Source organism: Sphingomonas astragali, from assembly GCF_051400615.1.
GTDB lineage: Bacteria > Pseudomonadota > Alphaproteobacteria > Sphingomonadales > Sphingomonadaceae > Sphingomonas.
Map to the genome: position 1 here is coordinate 781,058 of NZ_JBLFFH010000002.1, position 20,961 is coordinate 802,018.

Genomic DNA, 20,961 nt, shown 5'->3' on the forward strand with positions numbered 1-20,961 from the left:
GTCGGCGTCGGGGTCGGCGTCGGGGTCGGCGTCGGGGTCGGCGTCGGGGTCGGCGTCGGGGTCGGCGTCGGGGTCGGGGTCGGCGTCGGGGTCGGCGTCGGGGTCGGCGTCGGGGTCGGCGTCGGGGTCGGGGTCGGGGTCGGGGTCGGCGTCGGGGTCGGCGTCGGGGTCGGCGTCGGGGTCGGCGGGGCGTTCAGCGTGATTTTCAAATCGACTTGGTTCGTCTGGTGGTCAAGGCCCACGTTGAGGAACGCGGACTTGGATACCGCTTGCGCAAAAGTGCCGCTGATGCCGCCAGGTGCGGTCAGGATCGTATAGGTCTTGCCGTCCTGATAGCTGGTCGCAGGGTCGAGCGCGGTCACTTCGACGTTGACACCGTTGCCGATCAGCACGCCGCCCTGCAACGCGCCGGGCGTGCTGGTACCGACCGGAAGCACTCGGATGAGATCGCTGGCGCCGTTGCCGAGGACATCGACCTCGTAGATGGAATTGTCGCCGAACTCGAGCTGGCCCATCACGGTCAGCGTGCCGACCGAATTGTCGCCGGGCGAGATGACGGCATGCTTGCCGTTGCTGGAGTTGAATCCGTAGAGCCGCACCGTTCCCACGGTTCCGGTTCCGGCCAGGCGCCCGAAGGCGTTGGGATCCGTATCGCTCTGGCCGCGGACATAGACCCGGCTTGTATAGGACTGGTTGCCCAGGAAGTTGGTGAAGACATGGCCGGTCTCGCCGTTGACGACGAGCGTGCCGTTATCGACGATGATGAGCGCGTTTGGCCCGGAGCTCCCATATTCACTATCGCCGCTGGCATCAGTTCCGAAATTGCTGTTGAGGACCAATCGGCTGCCGCCCTTCACCGCCACACCGCCGGTTATGCTGTCGGTGCCGATGAATTTCGTCATGTCGCCCGACAGGATCGTCTCGCCCGCCAGGCTAACGATCGTTCCATCGCCCGAGATGGCGTTCTTGAACGCATAACCGGTGCCGGTGTGATTGAAGATGAGCTGGCCATCCTCCCCGGTGAAGGTGATGCGCGCGTCCTCGTTGAGCGTCCCGGCAGCCTCGGCAGCGACCGAGGTCGCTTCGTCGAAGACGTTGAAGTTCACCTTGCCGCCGAAGGTGAGCGCGCCGAGATTGGGGCTCGTGTTGCCGCCGAGCACGATCTCCTGCGCCGACAGGCTGGCGCCGTTCGCCACGACGAGATTGTGGTTGCTGTTGTCGCCGATCCGGATCTTGCCGGTCGCCGTGAACGCCGAACCGGCGCCGGTGACATAGGTCGTTGCCAGCGACGTGGACATGCCACGCAGCACCGCGTCCGCGGTGGTCAGCCTGCCGCCGTCCTGGACGGTCATGCTGCGGGAGTTGGTGAGCGTACCGCTGTTCGCCCACAGCGAGCCCTGCCCGGTGATCAGCGTCTGGTTCGCGGTGCTCGAATTGTCCGCCGGCGCCCCGTCCAGCTCGACGGTGATCGTGGCGATCTTGCCGCCGTTCTCGATCGTGATCGCGCCCGCGTCGTTGACGTCGTTGTCCCATGTGCGATTGCGCAGCGTATCGGCCGTGATCACGGACCCAGCGCCACTCACCTTGATGACACCGCCGCTGTTGTCGACCGTCGGGGTGCTCCCCATGACGATGTTGCGCACCGAGACCTGTCCGCCGCTCTCCACGTTCAGCGTGCCGAAGCCGCCTCCGCCGATCTCGAGCAGATTGTTGAGGATACTGTTGGTGCGCGTCACCTCCAGTTTCGAGCCGGCGCCCGAGACGGTGATCGTCCCCGACGATCCGCCGCGCTGGCCGATCGTCACCTGCTCGGCCACCACCACATCGGCGCCGTCGTTGATCGTGAGCGAGACGTTGGGCATCGTCTGCCCCACGATCAGTGCTTCGGTGATGGAGTGATCCGTAGACCAGGTCGTATTGCCGCTGTCGAGCACGGTATCCTGCGCGAGCGCGCTGCCGGGAGTCGCTATCAGAATAGCCGGTAGCGGCAGCAGCGCGGCGAGCGCCCGTCCATTACCAAGCGCCGTCGAAGCGCCAAGAGCCCGCCTGAAGCTCGCGATCGTCCTGATCATTCGAAAATCACCCCTAGCTGTTTAAGAAGAAGTCCATGATCCGAGCGCGGTGGGAACATGCCCGGGTCGGACCGAACAGGCGCGGGGTGGCATTTATCGAAAGTTATTTCACTAGAACATATGTACTATATCCTGAACACATCCCGGTCGATACCATACGAGATGCCATTATTGACTGCATTATAGTATCAACATGAAGTTTCGTGCGCACATGATCAATTATGCGCAAATTAACTTCGCACAATTTCGGAATATCGATGCGAATCGATCCCGTTTCCTTTTCGACATTCGATGATGCTTGGCGCGGCTGGATCGCGGAGAACCTGGCATTGGGCACGGCGCGAGACAGTCTTTTCCGGACACTGATCGACAACGGCTTTCACCCGGAAGAAGCGCGGCAGGAGCTCGATGCCGCCGATCGCAGCCCTTATCTACACGCCGCGAGACTGCTGGCGGGACGCGTCGCCAAACGCGACTGGAGCCTGGATGTGCAGCTGAGGACGAAGCGGCTGCGTGACGCCGGTCCGCGCGGGATCGACCGTCGCCACAGGCTGGGCCGCGAAGCGTTTCTGCGCGATTACTACAGCGCCAATCGCCCAGTCGTCATTACCGGCCGCATAGAGGATTGGCCGGCGATGCGCTGGACGCCCGAAGATCTCGCGGCGCGTTTCGCCGACCGGCTGGTCCAGGTGCAAACGAAACGCACCGGCCCCCTACCCTACGAGAGCGAAGTTCGACGCCATCACGAGGTGATGCGTTTCGCCGACTTCATGCGCCATGTGCTCGACGAAGGCGAGAGCAACGAAACCTACATGACCGCCAACAACGGAAGCGCGAACATGTCCGTGCTTCCCGAGCTATGGGACGATATCGTCCAGATCCCCGAGTATCTGGATAGTCGCGATCCGGCGAACCGCGGCTTCTTCTGGATCGGGCCCACCGGTACGATCACGCCGACTCATCACGATCTAACCAACAACTTCATGGCGCAGATTCTCGGTCGCAAGCGTGTCCACCTGGTCGATGGGCTCGACATCGCCCGCATGTACAATCGGCTGCACGTCTACAGCGAGGTCGATCTCGAGACCATCGACTATGCCCGGTTCCCGCTGATGCGCGATGTCGAGGTGCTGCAATATGACCTGCAGCCGGGCGAATTGCTGTTCCTGCCGGTGGGATGGTGGCATCAGGTCCGCGCGCTGGACGTGAGCGTGACGGTCACCTTCACCAACTTCCTGTTCGATAACGACTTTCATTCGGTCTATTCGACCTATCGGGAAGTCTGATGACCGCCGGTCGTTATCTGCTCCGGAGAGATCATTGGAACCGCGGCGACAGGCCGATGCTGATCGCCCTGGCTACGGCGGCCGCGCGTGTCTCGACACCCAGGTAGCGCAGAACGGCCGAAACATGAATCCGGACCGTAAACGGTGAGATATTGAGCGCGCGACCGATTTCCTTGTTCGACCTGCCCTCCGCGATCAGATCGAGAATCTCGCGCTGGCGCGGCGTCAATCCCTCGCCATGATCGGGCGGTGGCGAGGCCTGCTGACGATGAAGACCGCAATCCTGGCCCCGCAAGGCCACGCGCATCTCATCCGGCGTGGCCGATTTGCTGATGAACCCGTCAGCTCCGTTTGTCAGGACATTGGCGATTGTTCTGCGATCGCTCAGGGTGGAGACGAAGATGATCGACGCATTCGGAAACTCTCCGCGCAGCCAGCGCGCCGAGAAGACGGGATCGTAATCGGGACATAGGAAATCCAGCACGATCAGGTCGGGATCCACCCGACGCCGCGCCATCAAGCTGTCCAGATCGCTCGCGTCATACAACGATGCCTTGGGAAACACCTCCTCCGCAATGCGGAGCATCGCCTCCCTGAATATCGGCTGGCCGTCAGCAACGATGATTCTCTTCGGCGGAGAATCCGCAGCAGTCATGCTTGTCCCTTCCACGCCCGGCTGTCCTGTACACATGAGCTAAGCCAATTGACCTAGGAGCAAACTACCAGATGCTTGGCGATGCGCGAGACATTCTCAGCCAGTAATACATGTGCACTATGCGCATGACGCTTCGTGCCCGTTGTCGCGTGCGACGCAGGCAATGGCGTGACGGCCAAATGGCGGACGTCGGCAGCAAAGTCGCATAAACAGCATAATCCAAAGGCAGGCATCTGTCTCGGTCGACCTCGTCATGGAAGGAAAGGCATAGTGTGATTCAATATATCCGCGCCACGACGAGATATATCTCAGGAAAAATTAGATCGACTGATCGTAAATATGACACCGAACGCGGACAAGCGCTCGTTCGCCTTGTATTAATTCCTATCTATAGCCTGCACTTCTTAGTCGTCTCTATAATTAGCAGTTTTCTCCTATTTGACAATTTTTTATTTGTGTCGCTCTATATAATTTATCTAGCAACGTCTACCTGGATATTCATTTGGGTAACAAGAAATCCAGGATTCAACTTTCCTCGACGCCTGATCGCGTTTGGGGCTGACTACGTCATCATCACCGCCTCGCTCGCAGTGGGGGAGCATGTTCTGCTTCCGGTCTACGCCGTGCTGCTCTGGGTTACGGTCGGCTATGGCATTCGATACGGTTCCCGATACCTGGTTGCTGCCACCATCATTGCGCTTGGGTCGCTGACGATCACCGCTGTCTTGAATCCTTATTGGCGGGCGAACATCTACGTCCCGCTTACCCTGGCGCTGACCACGATACTCGTGCCGTCTTACATCCTGTCTCTGCTGAGCCGCCTGCAGGCCGCCTATGACGCCGCCCTCGAGGCGAATCTGGCGAAATCCCGCTTCTTGGCCCAGGCAAGCCATGATCTTCGTCAGCCGATCCACGCGATGAGCTTGTTCACCGCCATTCTTCGTGATGCTGGACTGAATGACGAGCAGCAGTCGCTCGTTGACAGCATCGACCGCTCGGTCGACAGCCTGGGTCGCCTGTTCAGGTCTCTGCTCGATATATCGACTCTGGATAGCGGGTCCGTGCAACCCAAACCGCAGGCGGTCGCGATCGGAGATATTCTCCGAGAGGTCGTTCACCAGAATGCACAGATGGCGCAATGGGCCGGCGTGGACCTGAGGCTTGTCCCGAACGGCTATCACGTTCAGACGGACCCGACGCTGGTGACCACGATCGTCCAGAACATTGTGTCCAACGCACTGAAATATGCCCCTGGAAGGCCCGTCCTGATCGGCTGCCGACGAAAGGGCGCGTCTCTGGCCATACAGGTCCATGATCGGGGTGATGGAATCGCGGCTCATCACCTCCCTCTGCTGTTCAATGAATTCTATCGTGTCCGGGAGAGGGGCGACAGGGACGTCGACGGAGTCGGACTCGGGCTGGCCATCGTCAAGCGCATGGCCGGTCTCATGGACCTGAACGTGACAATCGAATCGATACAGGGACGCGGCACGTCGGTCACGATCTCCGGCCTGCCGCTCGCCGAATCCGTCCATTCCGGGGAGATCGCGACGCGTGATCTGCCCGAGCGTCAGAAATCCCTCCTGGAAGGGATGCGTATCGTTCTGGTGGAGGATGACGTCGACGTTCTGGACGCGACATGTACGCTGCTGCAGAAATGGGGTTGCATCGTGCAGGCCGAGAAGGCGCTTCCCGCGACTGTGATGCCCTGCGATCTCATCATTACTGACTATGATCTGGGGAGCGGCATCACCGGCAGCGACTGCATCGCGCACCTGCGGTCGTTGGTCGGACACGAGGCGCCTGCGATCGTCCTGACGGGGCATGACGTCAGCCGTATCCGCGAAGACCTGAGCGATCAGGCAATACCGATCCTCTCCAAGCCGGTTCGCCCGACCGAGCTGCGCTTGAGCCTGATCGGAACGCGGCTGAAGGTCTCGCGACTTACGAGCCTAACGCGTCGGATCTCGCAGGCAGACTGACACGCGAGGACGGCGTTCGAGCATTGCGCTCGCGATCAAAGGCCGAACTCGGCCGCTTTCGCAGCCGCGCCCGAGCGCGTGGCGACGTTGAGGTTCTGGAGCAGCGCAGAGACGTGGATTCTCACGGTAAACGGAGAGATGTCGAGCTCTCGAGCAATTTCCTTGTTGGTCTTTCCGACGGCGATGAGGCGCAGAACGTCCAGCTGGCGCGACGTCAGCTCACCGAGCGGATCGGGCGGCTTGGTCGCGGAAATACCCGCGCCCGCAGTCCGCTGGATGACGAACTCGCCGTTCCTGATCGCCTGAAAGGCCGCCATCATCTCCTGAGGCGGAACCGCTTTGCCGATGAAACCGTTCGCTCCAGCAGCAATGATGTCCTCGATGTCATCCTCGCGATCGATCATGGAGATGACGATGATCGATGCCTGCCCGAACTCGTCGCGCAGGACCTCGATGGAGCTTGGTCCGGCACATCCGGGAAAGAGCAGGTCGAGGACGAAGATCGTTGGCGGCACGCCAGCCTTCGCGTTGACCAGAACTTCGTCCCAGGTGCTGGCTTCGATGATCTCGGCGTCGCGACAAAGGCGCTGAATGAGGCGCCGAACACCTTCGCGGAAGACCGGATGATCGTCGGCGATGATGATACGCTCGACCTCACGAGACACGATTGCCATCGGCGCCCATCCATGCACGAGCCGTCACGTTCGTTGACGGCCATATCCCGGAGCACATGCAGCGCCCGGCATCGGACGGCAATCGGCAACCGACTAGTACATATGCACTAGGAGCTGTGGGGGATTCATCGTGAGTTGATGACGGCGGCGGCGAGGTAGATGATGGCTTCGAAGCTGCGGTCGGTTTCAATGCCGCACGCCACGCCCGGTTGTTCGCGTTCCTGAGCGGCCTGCCGCGGAACGTGAACACATGGGTCACATGTCTGCCCCGTTGCCGGCCCAGCGCCGCCAGAGCCACGTCGTTCAGGGGTATGCCGAGCGCCTCCCCGTTCTTCGTGTCGCCATGCTCGATCGTCGTGATGCGGCGGTCATGTCGACCCTGTCCCATGAGAGACCGAGAATGTTGCCCTGGCGCAGCCCCGTCGCGAGCGCGAAGCGTACGACCTCCGCCTGGTGCGCCGGGAGACGTTCCAGGAGCGCCTTGGCCTGATCGTGCGTCAGATGCCGCACCCTGACCTTGTCGCCCCTCGAATAGGTCTTTGAACGCCGGAATATGCTCGAGCCATTCCCATTCGCGCATCGCCTTCCGGAAGATGGCGCGGATGAGCGCCACGTAGAGATCCTTCGTGCGATCGCTTCGACGGGCGAGATGACGCGATATGACCCACGCCGCGCGGTTTCCCGATGCGACCTCGCTCATCGAGATGGCCATGAAGGACGGTGACGTGCAGCCGGTGCTCGACATGGTGCGCGATCTCCAGCAGCGCAGCGATGTCGTCACCGAGACCTATGTCGATTTCCCGGTTCCGCTTTTTCGGCGGTCACGGCGATGGCAAAGAAGCCCATCCTCGGGGTTGCTGAGCACTTGACATCGTCCGGGATCAACCTGCGCACCTGCCTCGGCGCGCAGGAGGAGCGGGAGGAAGCCGCCGGTTTCGTTCGGGCCGCGCACGGCAAGGGCGTAGTGCTAGACACGCTGACGATCTGGCAACTGCGTGAGTTGGACCACTTGGCCGCTGCCAAGACTATTTCGGCCGTCTCTGCATCCCACGCTCTACCTTTGATGACTTTCTCGAAATGCGCGCGACGATCGAGGCCAACCGGGGCCGAGAGTTCATGACGATGGGATTCGACGGCGACCAGGCGTGGCGCCAGATCCACACTCCGGAGGATACCGAGGCGCTTCGCCGCCATCAATCGCCGACTTAGACACATATTGCGAGGTGCTGCCCGTCGAGGGCTCTGACGATGTCCGGCTTCACGCGGGAACGACTGTTCTCCGATATCTCGATGGCGGTGGACGCCTTTATGGATAATATCACAGACTGAGCGCCAAGAGGTTTAATTACCCAATAGTTGCCGATTAACGGCACGCCAGTTTAATGACTGCTTTTGGGGAGTTGCAGCCGCGCCGGAATGGCCGCAATGCGGGCGCTAAGCTGCCGGGCAGACGGGCCGCTCGTTATGACTTCCAACCGAAAGCGGCCATCATGATTTCGAAAAGACGCGTGTTGGAAAGAAAACCGCGCAACCTCTCGGCGCCGGGACCAGATGCGGCGGCGACCACTTCCTCGCCGGTGTGCGTGTCCTCAACGCTAATCAAGGGGCGGCTCTCGCCCGCTGTGCCAGCCTTCGACACCGCGGTATACTGTTCGGCGAACGGCGCGGTGCGCATCCCACCTTCCATTCTCAGGCCGAAGCTATGGTCGGCGACGAACAGGATCAGCGTGTCCTTGCCGGCGATGGCGCTCACGCGGCGGATCATATCGTCCATCTCGATCGCGTGCCGCAGTCCCTTCTCGGGCTGGTCGGTATGCATGTCCCACTCGACCATCAGGAAATAGCCCTTCCGGTTGCGATCGAGGCGGGCAATCGTCGCTTCCACGGCGGGAATGGCGGCGAAGTCGTCATTGCGAAGAATGGCGGAGCGCCCCAACCCACCGGTCAGCGCCGAAGGATCATCGCCGAACGAGTATCCGGCCTTGGCGAAGGCCTGCGCGGCGGTCATGCCGTTCTTAGCGAACGAAGCTTCCGCCTCCTTGCGGCCCTTGCCGATCAGGATGTCGACGCCGTCGCCGAAGCGCGGCGCCAGCATTTGCCGGAAGATCTCGTCCTTGTTGGAGCGGGCAGGCACGTGCGCGTAGCAGGCAGCCGGCGTCGCATCCCAGATCGGCATATTGGTGACGACGCCGGTGGAGAGGCCACGCTCCTCGGCATATTCGAGGATCGTCTTAACCGGCGTGACCCCCGCGCCATTGGCGGAGGGCACCACCGAAAGCCACGCATTGTTGGTCTTGTTGCCGGTGACGATCGCGGTCATCCCGGCCGCAGAATCCGTGACCCAGCGATTGAGCGACGAGGTGTCGGACAGCGCGATGTTGGGCATCGACTGGATGAACAGCGACTGCGGACGATCGTGCGCCAGGATGCCCGCGGCGCTCAGGGTCGGGAGGCCGCCCGCATCGCCCAGAAAGAGGATCACGTTGCGCGCGTGCCGTGCCTCGGCCGGCGCGCTGCCACAGATGGCGAGCGCGCCCGCCAGCAGGATGGCGGCGCGCAGCTCAGCCTTGGACTTGTGGGCAGCACAAGCGGGCTGGTGAGCGCGCTTCCCCATGCGTCCGCGCAGGGTCGTCTTCAGCCTGAACATCGAGTTGGTTCCTTCATGCGAGCGTGCATTCGAGCGAATTCCACGCGGCTTGCTCGAGCCGCGTCGTCGCCCGCTACCCGGGCCGCGTGCAATCGTAATGACATGCCCGACAACCCGGCACGAACCTCGAGCCGGCCGGCAACGAGCGCTCCGGCCGGCTCGAGGGTGCGGTTATCGGCTGATCGATTCACTTCTCTCCGGAACCGTCGGCCGCTGGCCCGGCTGCTGCGCCGGCGGCACCTGATTCGAGGTCGGCGCGATCGGCGGCGGCAGTGTCGCCACCTGCTGCTCGGCCAGCGCGAGCGCCGCATCCGCATCGGGCAATTGTGACGGCGCGGAAGCCGGATCCTGGAACCGAAACGCCGAGGTCAGATCGCCGAACGTCTGGCGGCGCCACGGCGTGACGTTCGATGCCCGCACGCCGGTCACCACCTCGAGGAACTGCAGGCACGAGGTATGGTCGAACGGCTCGCTGCACACCCATCCGCCCGCCGTCCAGGGCGAAACGATGATGCACGGCACGCGGAAGCCACCGCCGATCGGATAGCCCATGCCCGGAATGCCGGTCGGCGAATCGATGTAGACGAATTCACGGTCCGTGCCGGCAGGCGGCGTCGGCGGCGGGACATGGTCGAACAGCCCGTCATTCTCGTCATAGACGAGGATGAACACGGTCTTGGCCCAGACCTCGGGGTTGGCGGCGATCGCATCGATGGTGTCGGAGATGAACTTCGCGCCGGCGGCAGGCATCGACTCGTTGGGATGCTCGTTCTGCCCCGGGCCGGGCCACAGCCAGCTCACCGTAGCCAGCCTGTCGGCCATCGCGTCACGGGCGAACTGGTCGACCGCGACCTGGCGCGAATTCTTGTAGAGCGGCGATGAGGTGGAGGGGTTCTGGAAAGCGCTGAAATAGCGCGTGGCGCTCTGCATACCGCCGGGCACCTGGTAGAATTTCCAGCTCACGCCGGCGTCGGTCAGATCCTCGGCATAGGCGCGCCAACGGCGAACGCCGGGTTCGTTGCCGAGCAGCGGGCCTCCGCGGCCACCGGGCGGATTGATGGTGCCCGATTCCCAATAGATTCGGTTGGGCGAGGTCGGCCCCATCATCGAGCAGTGATAGCGGTCGCAGATGGTGAAGGCGTCGGCCAGCGCGCGGTGGAACGGCAGGTCCGTCTCGTCGTAATAGCCCATGATGAACGGCACGTTCTGCTTGTTCCGGTCATATTGGTAATGCGCCGGAAGCCAGCTATCCATCTTGCCGCCGTTCCATGCGGCATGCTGCACCAGCCAGCCGTGACCGGTCGACGGGATCTTCTGGGCAGAGGTGGTCTGGCTGTCCAAATGGAATGGAAGCAAATAGCCGTCGGGATTGGTGTCGGTGGGCTGGTAGAACACGCTCCGGCCCGTCGAGAGGGTGATCGCATTGGGGTCGGAGAAGCCGGCGACGCCCGACATCGTCCCGAAATAATGGTCGAACGAGCGGTTCTCCTGCATCAGCAGCACGACATGCTTGATGTCGCTGATCGAGGACTGCGCGCTCGGCGGCGGCGCCGCCAGCGCCTTGCGGACGTTCGGCGGCAGCACGATCAGTCCGGCGCCGCCGCCGCCCGAGCCGCCGGCGTCCAGCAACCCCGATGCCGCTGCCCAGGCGCCGGTCGCCAGGGCGGCACCACCTGTGGCGGCGGCACCCAGCAAACGGCGGCGCGTGTAGTTCTGCTTCGGCGTGCGCGTAGTCGTATCCGTCATCGATCCGATCCTTTCGTTTCCGGCACCTGGGACAGAGCGACGCCTGCCGGCGGGCGTTCTCGTTCGCGAAGATCAGGAGCGGCCATGCAGGCGCGCGGATCGCGCCCGCATGACCGGCGGCACCTCATCGGCGGACGCCGGCATCTCCTTCCCTGGGCACGCTCGGCCGCTTGCCCGGCGCCTGTTCCGGCGTCACTTGATGCGAAGTCGGGAAGACCACCGGCGACTGGGTCGCGACCGCCCGCTCGACCATATCCAGCGCCACGCTGGTGTCCGGCAGCTTCGGCGGACGTGCCGCTGGCTGGTCGAAGCGGAGCGCGGACGTGAAGTCGCCGAAGGTGTCGCGACGCCAGGCGCTGATGTTGGGCGCCTTCACCCCCGTCACCAACTCCAGCAGACGAAGGTTGGAGGTATGGTCGAACGGCTCGCTGCACACCCATCCGCCCACCGTCCAGGGCGAGACGATGATGCACGGCACGCGGAAACCCGCGCCGATCGGCCAACCGGCGGGATCGATCCCCTTCGGGGAGCGCTTGGTGGGAAATTCGTCCGGCGTTCCGGCCGGCGGCACCGGCGGCGGGACGTGGTCGAACAGTCCGTCATTTTCATCATAGACGATGACGAAGACGGTCTTGGCCCAAACCTCCGGGTTCGCGGCGATCGCATCGAGCTTGGAGGCGATAAAGCGTGCACCGGCGGCCGGCGTGGCGCTGGCGGGATGCTCGTTCTGGCCGGGGCCGGGATAGAGCCAGCTCACCGTGGGCAGGCGATCGTTCCGGGCGTCCACCTCGAACTGGTCGGCCGGCCCGACCTGCGAGTTGAGGAACAGCGGCGACCTGGAGTCGGCCTGCATGAACGACTGAAAGTATAGCGTCGAGGAGCGCATACCGCCTTCGACCCGGTAATGCTTCCAGCTGACGCCGGCATCGGTCAACTCCTCCGCATAGGCGCGCCACCTGCGGATCGCGACCTCGTTGGTGAGCAGAGGTCCGCCCTTCTCGCCATTGGGATCGATCGTGCCGGTCTCCCAATAGATGCGATTGGGCGAGGTCGGCCCCATCATCGAGCAGTGATAGCGGTCGCAGATGGTGAAGGCGTTGGCGAGCGCCCGATGGAACGGCAGGTCGGCCTCGTCGTAATAGCCCATCACATAGGGCACGTTCTCCTTGTGCCGGTCGTATTTGGCATGGGCGGTGAGCCAGCTGTCCATGGTGCCGTGGTTCCACGATGCATGCTGCACCACCCAGCCGTGGCCGGTGGACACGGTCCGCTGCGCCGAGGTCTTCCGGCTGTCCAGGCGGAACGGCAGCATATAGCCGTCTGAGGTAAGGTCGGTCGGCTGGTGGAACACGCTGCGTCCGGTCGGCAGCATGATCGCGTTCGGGTCCGAGAAGCCCATCACGCCCGACATCGTCCCGAAATAATGGTCGAACGAGCGATTCTCCTGCATCAGCAGCACGACGTGCTTGATGTCGCGCACCGACGGCTGGCTGCTGGGCGGCGGCGCGGCCAGCACCTTCTGCAAGTTGGGCGGCAACGCCGCTGCCATCATCGCGGTGGCGGCGCTGCCGAGGAAGCGGCGCCGGGTGGGCACGGCTGCAGTCGGGCGCGCATTACCGTCGGTCATCATTGCTCTCCTCGATCAGGAAATCAGAAGCGTCCGCGGACGCCGAACAGGAAGCGGCGGCCGGAGTCCTCGTAGATGTTGGGAGCATAGGTGCCGTAGAGCGACGTCAGGATCCGGGCCTGGTTCAGCAGGTTGCTGCCCTCGATCACCGCGGAGACATTCTTCGTCAGCCGAAACGTGATGTTGCCGTTCAACGCGCCATAGGCCAGCGATTGCGAGCCGTCGCCATATTGCCCGGTATCCGATCGCGCGAAAGCGTCCCGGAACGTGTAGGCTAGTCGCACGCTGAGCCGCCGGTCCTCATAATAGCCGGACAGGTTGAAGCTGTGCTTCGAAGAGTATGGAAGCCTCGCCCGGTTATTGTTCAGAACGAATGTGTAATTACCGATGAACCCGAAGCGGTCAAATGGCGTCGGAAGGAATGTGAACGGCTGCTGATAGCCGACTTCGACCCCCTTGATCGTCGCGCTCTCGCCGTTGATCGGCATCGTAACGGAGAAGTCCATTTGCGTAGGCGTCGTGCTGCCGTCGGCATTGATTTGATTGACCGTTACCGATTGGATTTTCGTCTGGTTGTAAATGAGGGAGTCGACATATTTGTAGAAGGCATTGACCGAAAGAAGCGAGCGCTTGCCGAAATACCATTCGAGGCCGACGTCGACATTGTTCGAAGTCCATGGATTGATGTACGGATTGGATCTCGTGATGGTCTGCATGTCGCCATTGGCGGACGAGGTCGGCGATATGACGTTGAGCGGCGGACGCGTTATCGTTCGCGAGGCGGACGCGCGGGCGACGAGGCCGTCCCCCAGGCTCCAGCGCAGATTCGCGCTGGGCAGGAAGTCCCAATAGCCGCGATTGATCTCCATCGTCCCGGCGGCGGGCACGGTGGTCTTTCCGGTTTCGGGATCATAGGTGATCGCCGTGAAGTCCGGCGAGATGCCGACCGAGCTCTGTTCGGTCCACACCGCCCGGATGCCGATGTTCCCGGACAGGCCGGCCTCGCGTCGCCCGAAGTCGAGCTGGACATAGCCGGCATAGGCGCGTTCCGTGATGTCATACCAGCCGGTCGGATCGTCCGTCGACGTCCCGGCGGCAACCAGTTGCGCTACGGAATAGCGGTCGAGGACCGCCTTGGTGTTCGAAGCGAGGAAGCTGCGGGGAAAGGTTGCCGGCCCGTCATAGGCGCCTAGGAAGTCGCCCCGCGACGCTGTGGCGACGCCAAGGAAGGACGCTGCGCTGACGGAGGTCGAGCCGAAGGCTGGCGAGGGGCCCAGAGCGCCGCCGTATAGATCGTCGAGCGCCGCGGCGGTGATGGTCAGCGCCGGGTTGTTCTGTTCGAACTTCGTTTCGGAGTAGCGGCCGCCGAACTGCAGCCGCCGCAGGACGCTGCCACTGAAATCATGACCGACGTCCAGTCGAGCCTCGATGCTCTGGACGACCGCCTTCTGGTCGACGATCCCGCTCATGTTCAGGACCCGGTAGTTGTTCGGGTCCATGATCGCCTGCGCATCATCGCCGCCGAAGAATATCGACGCCATCTCGCCGTCGGCGGTGGTGTCATATCCCACCGCGAACCGGCCCTGCGCGCTGAGGTTGAACTGGTTCAGCGTCTGCGTGGACCGCGAGAACGCCGCTTCGGCATCCACCGTCCAGCCATCGGTCCGATATCTTCCGCCCAGCGAGGCGGTGACCAGATCGCCTTTCCCCTCCATATAGACGTTCGAGGGCCGCACATCGACATTGTCGGCCAGCAACCTTACGGCGCGCACGGCATCGCGGCCCGGCGCGAGCGTGATCGAGGATGGATCGGTCGGTCCGGTGGCGGAGCTCCAACGGTACGCCATGACGCTCTGATCGTTCACGTCGTGCAGCCGGCTGTACATGCCCTCGGCCGTGAGGGTGAGCGTCTCCGTCGGACGGAACTGGATCGAAGCCAGCCCGCTCAAGCGATCGGTTTCCTCCTTCTGGATCTGGCGATTGGCGATCGCCGCATATTCGACCGTGTCATTGGTGATCCTGCCGTCGCCGTTGAGGTCGAGCTTCGCCGATCTCTCGGTGGCGCTGGTGAAGGCGTAGAAGCGCGCCAGATCGGTCTCCCGGACACGCCGGGTATAGGCGGCGCCCAGCGTGACGCCGATTTTGCCGTCGGCGAAGATGCCGGCGTACAGGCCGGAGATGCGGGGTGCGACGGACGCGGTATTGTCCTCCCACGCTCCTTGCGCGCTTAGCGACAGGATGGATTTGCCGATGTCGAGCGCACGCGGCGTGCGGACGATGACGGTGCCGGCCATGCCGCCTTCGGCCATGCTTGCTGTCGGCGTCTTGTAGACCTCGGCCCTGCGGACGAATTCCGCCGGCAGGATGCTGAAATTGAAGCTGCGGTCCACCTGCGCGGAATCGTTGATCGCCGAGGGCAGCACGCGACCGTTGAACTGGACCTGCACCTGACCGGCGCCGAGCCCGCGGATATTCACTTCCTGCGCCTCGCCGCGGACGCGCTCCACCTGGACGCCGGTCACGCGCTGCAGCGACTCCGCCACATTCTCGTCGGGAAACTTGCCGACGTCCTCCGAACCGACCGCGTCGACGATGGCGTCCGCGTCGCGCTTCGCCGCGATCGCCGTCTCGATCGACTGGCGAATGCCGGTCACAACGATGTCGTCGACCTGTTCGCCCGTCGAGGCGTGCGACGAATCCTGAGACACGGGATCCGCATGGGACACGGCGTTCGCGCGGCCGAGCGTGACGGTGTCGCCATTGTCGGTGACGATGCGGAGGCTGCTTCCGGCAATCAGGCGACGCAATGCCTCGCGCGACGGCATTCGGCCCTCCACGAGGGGCGAGCGCCGCTCGCGGATCGGCTCGCTCGGGAAGAAAATCTGCACCTTCGCCTGACGCGACCAGGTCGTCAGCGCGCTCGGCAGCGGCTGTGCCGGAATGTCGAACGAGCGATCCTGCGCCGCTGCGGGTACCGCGATCAGAACGCACGAAGAAAGCAGCGCCGCGGCCAGCCGCGGGCGAGGAAGGAAATCGATCATGTGCAACCTTGCGCCTTGTTGTCGGGCGTGGCTCACGCCCCCCAATCCATCAGACGAGCGTTGCCGGTCGCACCTCCAAGTGACCGTAAAATTTTTCGGTCGGCGGACGGAGGTCGTCAGCGATCGAGATGATAGCCGTCCGCGGCGGTGCGGACCCGGACACCCAGGCTGGCCGACACCGCGTGGAGGAAATCGGTCGGATCCGCGGACTGGAAGCGCCCGCCCACGCGGATGGCACCGACCGACGGGTTCTCGATCACGATCTTGCGCGACAAATAGCGATTATACTCGGCCGCTGCCTGCGCGAGCGGCGTGTCGAGAAACACGATCTCTCCAGCCTGCCACGCGAGCACTGCGTCGACCCCATCGATCGGAACCGGCTGAACGACAGGCCCCTTCTCCGTGAAGAGCAGGCGCTGGCGGCTATGCGCCCCCGCAGCCTCCGGCGCGTCCATGGTGCGATCCCAACTTCTCGCGTTGCCGCGCAGGACGATCAGGTCGAGCATCGTCCGGCGCAGCCGGGCGTTGAAACGCCCCTCGCCAAGCGCTGCTGCGCTGCTCCCGGTCTGCAAACGCGCGGCGGGCCCCGGCTGCAGGTCGAGAGCCACTTCCCCGCGATCCAGCCAAAGATCCCGGCGGTCATGCGAGAAGCGCCAGAACAATTTGGAGTCTGTGTTCAGCGCGGCCATGCTGCCGTCCGGAAGCCGCAGCTTGCGCGTCTCGCCCACGTCGGTGGACGCGCTGTTCCAGGCATAGGCGCGCGTCGCCACCAGGCCGCTGCCGGCTGCAAGCATCACGGCAGCGGCAGCCATGCCGCCCTGCATCAGGCGACGGCGAGTCGGCATCAGCGGTGCTTCAGCTGTCTCCGGAAGCGCCCCAGGAACAGCCGCGCTCTCCCAGGCCGCCGTCACGCGCGCGAACGCAAGCGCATGTGCCGGATCGGCATCGCGCCAGCGTGCGAACGCGGCCTCGTCAACGCTTCCGGTCTGCCATCGCGCGAACCATTCGGCCGCATGCTCGAGGTCGGCGTCTCGCCGTTGAGCGGAAAAGCGCTCAGACTCTCCATCCATCACTAGCGCTGATCCACCATCATCGTCACTTCACAGACGAACGAACAACATCCGACCGCCAAACCCTCGGCAAAATCTGTGCGGCAGCGCGGTCAGCCAGTCGCTCGGCTGTCGCCATCCAAGTCTGCATCGCCTTCATCCGATGTCTTATCGCCCGGATCAAACGCACGTGCGAGCAGATACATGGCTCGCGCTAGCCGCTTCTCGAAGGTCGACAGGCTGATACCAAGATCACTGGCGATCTCGCCCGGCGACTGGTCTCGAATACGCCTGCGAACGAAGACCGTCTTGCAGCGGTCCGGCAGCGCGTCAACCGCCCGATGCAGCCGCGCGATACTGTCGCGGCCGGCGGCAACTCGAAAGGGATCGGGCGCCTCGTCGCTCAGGTCCGACGTCTCGATCTCGGTCAACTGCTGAAACTCGACAACCTTCGCGCGCCGCATCCGCTCGATCGCGATGTTGTGAATGGCGCGAATGACATAAGCGGGCGGATTGGCGATCGCGGACCAACCGTCGAGCGCAAGCAGCCGTGCCAGCGATTCCTGGACGAGGTCCTCCGCCTCTTCCGGATTGCGCGTGAGCCGGCGCGCTACGGCAATATAGCGGCTCTCGTGCGGCAGCACTTCGTCGACGAACCAGCGGTCGATTGGACGGAGAGCGGGCATGATCCGGGAGATGCTGCAGGGTCGCGAGCCAACTAGGCGCTGCGGATGTCAGTTTCGCGACACGCGTAAACGATTGACCCGTAAAGCGATCAGCGACCGCACGCACCTTCTTATCTATATATTTCAGAAGCTTAGAAGCCGACACCCGTTACAGGATACGAATACCCGTTTTAAATCCGCTAGATAAGTCAATAACAAATGGTGGAGCCGAGGGAGATCAAACCCTCCAGCAAATCGCGGTGCATAATCCATCGAGTTGCAAGTGCGAGAACTTGACCGAACTGGTCGTTACCGGAACGGTGGCTTTCTGGGAAAATTCGAGATAGCCGTCACTGGCAATTCTCCATCGTGCGTCCAGGAACCATGCAATGGAAGGGGGGATGTACAAGGACTTACTGGGAAGCGCCGCCGATTGGGCGGCGATCCTGACGGCGGTTGTCGCAACGCTCGCTTATGGCCGCTACTGGCTTGCCAGTGCGCGCGCAGGCGAGCGTTGGAGACCTCCTGCGCGGGTCTGAGCCCATCGCACGCTTGCCCCTGCCAAACCTCCCCCGCGGTCCCGCCGCCCGACCTCGCCGACCTGTTTGCCGCGAAGGCATGTGACAATGGCGCGTTGCTTCGAGAAATCACGAGTCTGATTGGCGGCATCTTTCTCAAGCCTGTCTTGCGCACCCGGCCGGCGCCCGCAAACCCTAGCCTGATCGCCAGGTCCCGCATGCTCTAGGAGACATCGAACGATGCGCTATCGCGACTTCGTTAGAACGCAGGCCTATATCGACGGCGGTTGGTGCGACGCGGATGATGGCGCGACGCTGGACGTCGTCGATCCAGGCACGGGCGAGATGCTCGGCAGCGTGCCAAATATGGGTGCAGCAGAAACCCAGCGGGCGATCGATGCCGCTGCGCGGGCGCTTCCCGCATGGGCAGCGCGCCCGGCCGGTGACCGCGCTAAAGTTCTGCGGACATTCTTTGAGTTGATCATGGCGAACCAGGATGCGCTGGGGGAGTTGCTCTCCCGCGAGCAGGGCAAGCCCTTTGCCGAAGCAAAGGGCGAGATCGCTTACGGCGCCAGCTTCATTGAGTGGTTCGCCGAGGAGGGCAAGCGCGCCTACGGCGAGGTCGTTCCCTCGCATGCCACGGATCGTCGCATCGTGACGCTGCGACAGCCGATCGGTGTCGTCGGCGCGATCACGCCTTGGAACTTCCCCAACGCGATGATTACCCGAAAGATCGGACCGGCGCTCGCGGCCGGTTGCACGGTCGTCCTGAAACCTGCGTCCCAGACGCCCTTCTCCGCGCTGGCTCTCGCATTGCTGGCGGAACGCGCCGCCGTGCCGGCGGGAGTGTTCAACGTCGTCACGGGCAACGCGCGTGAAATCGGCGGCGAGCTGACGGCCAATCCGATCGTCCGGAAGATCAGCTTCACCGGTTCGACCGAGGTCGGCCGCGAGCTGATGCGGCAATCGGCCGACACGATCAAGAAGCTCAGCCTGGAACTTGGCGGCAACGCTCCGTTCCTCGTCTTCGACGATGCGGATGTCGACGCCGCGGTGGAGGGGGCACTCGTCTCCAAGTTCCGCAACGGCGGACAGACCTGTGTCTGCACCAACCGTTTCTACGTACAGGACGGGATCCATGACGCGTTCGTCGCCAAGCTGGCAGACCGCGTTAGCGCACTGAGGATCGGCTACGGGATGGACGAGGGTACCGCCATCGGCCCGCTGATCGACCAGCCCGCGGTTGCGAAAGTGCAGGAGCATCTCGACGACGCTGTCGCCAAGGGTGCGACCATCCTTGCCGGCGGCAGGCCGGCCGAGCGCGGCGGCACCTACTTCGAGCCGACCGTGCTGTCGGGCGTCACCGCTGACATGAAGGTCGCCTCGGAGGAAACCTTCGGCCCCCTGGCCGGCGTGATCCGCTTCACCGATGAAGCGGACGCCATTGCCCAGGCGAACGCCAGCGAGTTCGGCCTCGCCAGTTATTTCTACGCTCGGGACATCGGGCGCGTCTGGCGGGTCGCCGAGGCGCTCGAGGCGGGCATGGTCGGGATCAATACCGGTCTGATCTCGACCGAGGTAGCGCCGTTTGGCGGCGTCAAGCAGTCCGGGCTGGGGCGTGAAGGGTCCCGGCACGGATTGGAGGATTACATGGAAATCAAATATCTCTGCATGGGTGTCTGACCCACCGGCAATCGCGAGTGATCCGCCCGGACTGCACCGACGAGGAACCGTTATGACCGAAGCCTTTCTCTGCGATGCCGTCCGCACGCCGATTGGCCGCTACGCGGGAGCGCTGGCGGACGTGCGCGCCGACGATCTCGGTGCGATCCCGATGCGCGCACTGGTCGCGCGCGGTGCCTTCGACCCGGCGGCCATCGACGAGGTATTCTACGGATGTGCCAACCAATCGGGCGAGGACAATCGCAACGTCGCACGCATGAGCCTGCTGCTTGGCGGGCTCCCACACACGGTGCCTGGCGTGACGCTCAACCGGCTCTGCGCCTCGGGCCTCGAAGCGGTGGGTGCGGCGGCGCGTGCGATCCGCGATGGAGAGATGGCGCTCGCCATCGCGGGCGGGGTCGAAAGCATGACGCGCGCGCCTTTGGTGATGGGGAAGTCGGACAGCCGCTACGGACGCGACCAGAACCTGCAGGACACCACCATGGGGTGGCGGTTCATCAACCCCGCGCTCGATGCCGCCTACGGCACTGAGACGATGCCGCGCACCGGCGAGAATGTCGCTGCGGATTACGGCATCATCCGCGCCGATCAGGATGGCTTTGCACTACGGAGCCAACAACGCGCGGCCGCGGCGCAGGCGAACGGCTTCTTCGCCGAGGAGATCGTTCCCGTCGCCGTTCCAGGCCGCAAGCGGGGGGAGACGATCGTGGTCGCCGTCGACGAGCAGCTCCGCGCCGACACGACTCTCGAGGCGCTTGCCCGGCTGAAGCCGTTGTTCGGGCCGGACGGCACGGTCACGGCCGGGAACGCGTCAAGCATCAATGACGGCGCCGCCGCGATGCTGGTCGCCAGCGAGGCGGCTGTCCGCACGCATGGGCTCACCCCGCGCGCAAGAATTCTCGGCATGGCTTCAGCGGGGGTCGAACCACGTGTCATGGGGATCGGCCCGCTGCCCGCAACGCAGAAGCTGCTGGAACGGCTGCGCTTGCGGATCGAGGATTTCGACGCGATCGAACTGAACGAGGCCTTCGCCAGTCAGAGCTTGGCGGTGCTGCGCAGATTGGGCCTCCCCGACGACGCGCCCCATGTCAACGCCAACGGCGGCGCGATCGCTCTGGGGCATCCGCTCGGCATGTCGGGCGCTCGCCTGGCCATGACCTTGGTACATCGGTTGGAGAGAACCGGCGGCAGGCTCGGCCTTGCGACCTTGTGCATCGGCGTCGGTATGGGCCTGGCGCTCGCAGTCGAACGGACGTGAGGTCACGACAGTATCACATTTGCGAAAGGGCGCGGGCGCGCCGACATCGGTTTGCCGC

14 protein-coding genes are annotated in these 20,961 nt (G+C 63.6%); 5 read left to right on the forward strand and 9 right to left on the reverse strand.

The genetic code is table 11. The features are described 5' to 3' along the window. Nucleotides 1-2,072, reverse strand: a 2,072-nt coding sequence (locus ACMGER_RS12065; protein WP_436812380.1) for a hypothetical protein, incomplete at its 3' end; no start/stop codon positions are given. A 257-nt stretch (nt 2,073-2,329) separates the two neighbouring features. Here ACMGER_RS12065 and ACMGER_RS12070 point away from each other — a divergent pair. Further along, nucleotides 2,330-3,358 carry a cupin-like domain-containing protein gene (locus tag ACMGER_RS12070; protein ID WP_436812381.1) on the forward strand — a complete coding sequence of 343 codons (1,029 nt, stop codon included), beginning with the start codon at nt 2,330-2,332 and terminating at the stop codon, nt 3,356-3,358. 31 nt (nt 3,359-3,389) lie between these two features. Here ACMGER_RS12070 and ACMGER_RS12075 read toward each other — a convergent pair whose 3' ends face one another. Continuing rightward, the gene (locus ACMGER_RS12075) at nt 3,390-4,013 is read right to left on the reverse strand and encodes a LuxR C-terminal-related transcriptional regulator (RefSeq protein ID WP_436812382.1); all 624 of its coding nucleotides are present in this window, start codon (nt 4,011-4,013) and stop codon (nt 3,390-3,392) included. A gap of 272 nt (nt 4,014-4,285) precedes the next feature. On the opposite strand from ACMGER_RS12075, the gene ACMGER_RS12080 reads away from it, so the two are divergent. Then, the gene (locus ACMGER_RS12080) at nt 4,286-5,995 is read left to right on the forward strand and encodes a hybrid sensor histidine kinase/response regulator (RefSeq protein ID WP_436812383.1); all 1,710 of its coding nucleotides are present in this window, start codon (nt 4,286-4,288) and stop codon (nt 5,993-5,995) included. Nucleotides 5,996-6,030: 35 nt separating this feature from the next. Here ACMGER_RS12080 and ACMGER_RS12085 read toward each other — a convergent pair whose 3' ends face one another. Then, nucleotides 6,031-6,669, reverse strand: coding sequence for a LuxR C-terminal-related transcriptional regulator (locus tag ACMGER_RS12085; protein WP_436812384.1), 639 nt, complete (start codon nt 6,667-6,669; stop codon nt 6,031-6,033). A 659-nt stretch (nt 6,670-7,328) separates the two neighbouring features. Here ACMGER_RS12085 and ACMGER_RS12090 point away from each other — a divergent pair. Then, nucleotides 7,329-7,538 (forward strand): hypothetical protein, encoded by a 210-nt coding sequence (locus ACMGER_RS12090; RefSeq protein ID WP_436812385.1) that lies wholly within the window; start codon nt 7,329-7,331, stop codon nt 7,536-7,538. Between the two features lie 593 nt (nt 7,539-8,131). Here the strand turns inward: ACMGER_RS12090 and ACMGER_RS12100 are convergent. The 6 genes from ACMGER_RS12100 to ACMGER_RS12125 all read right to left on the reverse strand — a co-directional run bounded on the left by ACMGER_RS12100 (nt 8,132) and on the right by ACMGER_RS12125 (nt 17,465). Beyond that, nucleotides 8,132-9,316 (reverse strand): alkaline phosphatase, encoded by a 1,185-nt coding sequence (locus ACMGER_RS12100; RefSeq protein ID WP_436812386.1) that lies wholly within the window; start codon nt 9,314-9,316, stop codon nt 8,132-8,134. Nucleotides 9,317-9,487: 171 nt separating this feature from the next. Further along, nucleotides 9,488-11,062: an alkaline phosphatase family protein gene (locus tag ACMGER_RS12105; RefSeq protein WP_436812387.1), complete on the reverse strand. Its 1,575-nt coding sequence runs from the start codon at nt 11,060-11,062 to the stop codon at nt 9,488-9,490. A gap of 124 nt (nt 11,063-11,186) precedes the next feature. Then, nucleotides 11,187-12,689, reverse strand: a complete 1,503-nt coding sequence (locus tag ACMGER_RS12110; RefSeq protein WP_436812388.1) for an alkaline phosphatase family protein — start codon at nt 12,687-12,689, stop codon at nt 11,187-11,189. A 23-nt stretch (nt 12,690-12,712) separates the two neighbouring features. Further along, nucleotides 12,713-15,730 carry a TonB-dependent receptor gene (locus ACMGER_RS12115; protein WP_436812389.1) on the reverse strand — a complete coding sequence of 1,006 codons (3,018 nt, stop codon included), beginning with the start codon at nt 15,728-15,730 and terminating at the stop codon, nt 12,713-12,715. A 116-nt stretch (nt 15,731-15,846) separates the two neighbouring features. Further along, nucleotides 15,847-16,800: a FecR family protein gene (locus ACMGER_RS12120; RefSeq protein WP_436812390.1), complete on the reverse strand. Its 954-nt coding sequence runs from the start codon at nt 16,798-16,800 to the stop codon at nt 15,847-15,849. Between the two features lie 92 nt (nt 16,801-16,892). After that, complete coding sequence (locus ACMGER_RS12125) at nt 16,893-17,465, reverse strand: RNA polymerase sigma factor (RefSeq protein ID WP_436812391.1); 573 nt, start codon at nt 17,463-17,465, stop codon at nt 16,893-16,895. A 737-nt stretch (nt 17,466-18,202) separates the two neighbouring features. Here ACMGER_RS12125 and ACMGER_RS12130 point away from each other — a divergent pair. Beyond that, nucleotides 18,203-19,645 (forward strand): NAD-dependent succinate-semialdehyde dehydrogenase, encoded by a 1,443-nt coding sequence (locus ACMGER_RS12130; protein ID WP_436812392.1) that lies wholly within the window; start codon nt 18,203-18,205, stop codon nt 19,643-19,645. A gap of 52 nt (nt 19,646-19,697) precedes the next feature. Then, nucleotides 19,698-20,903 (forward strand): 3-oxoadipyl-CoA thiolase, encoded by a 1,206-nt coding sequence (pcaF, locus tag ACMGER_RS12135; protein ID WP_436812393.1) that lies wholly within the window; start codon nt 19,698-19,700, stop codon nt 20,901-20,903. Nucleotides 20,904-20,961 lie beyond the last annotated feature (58 nt).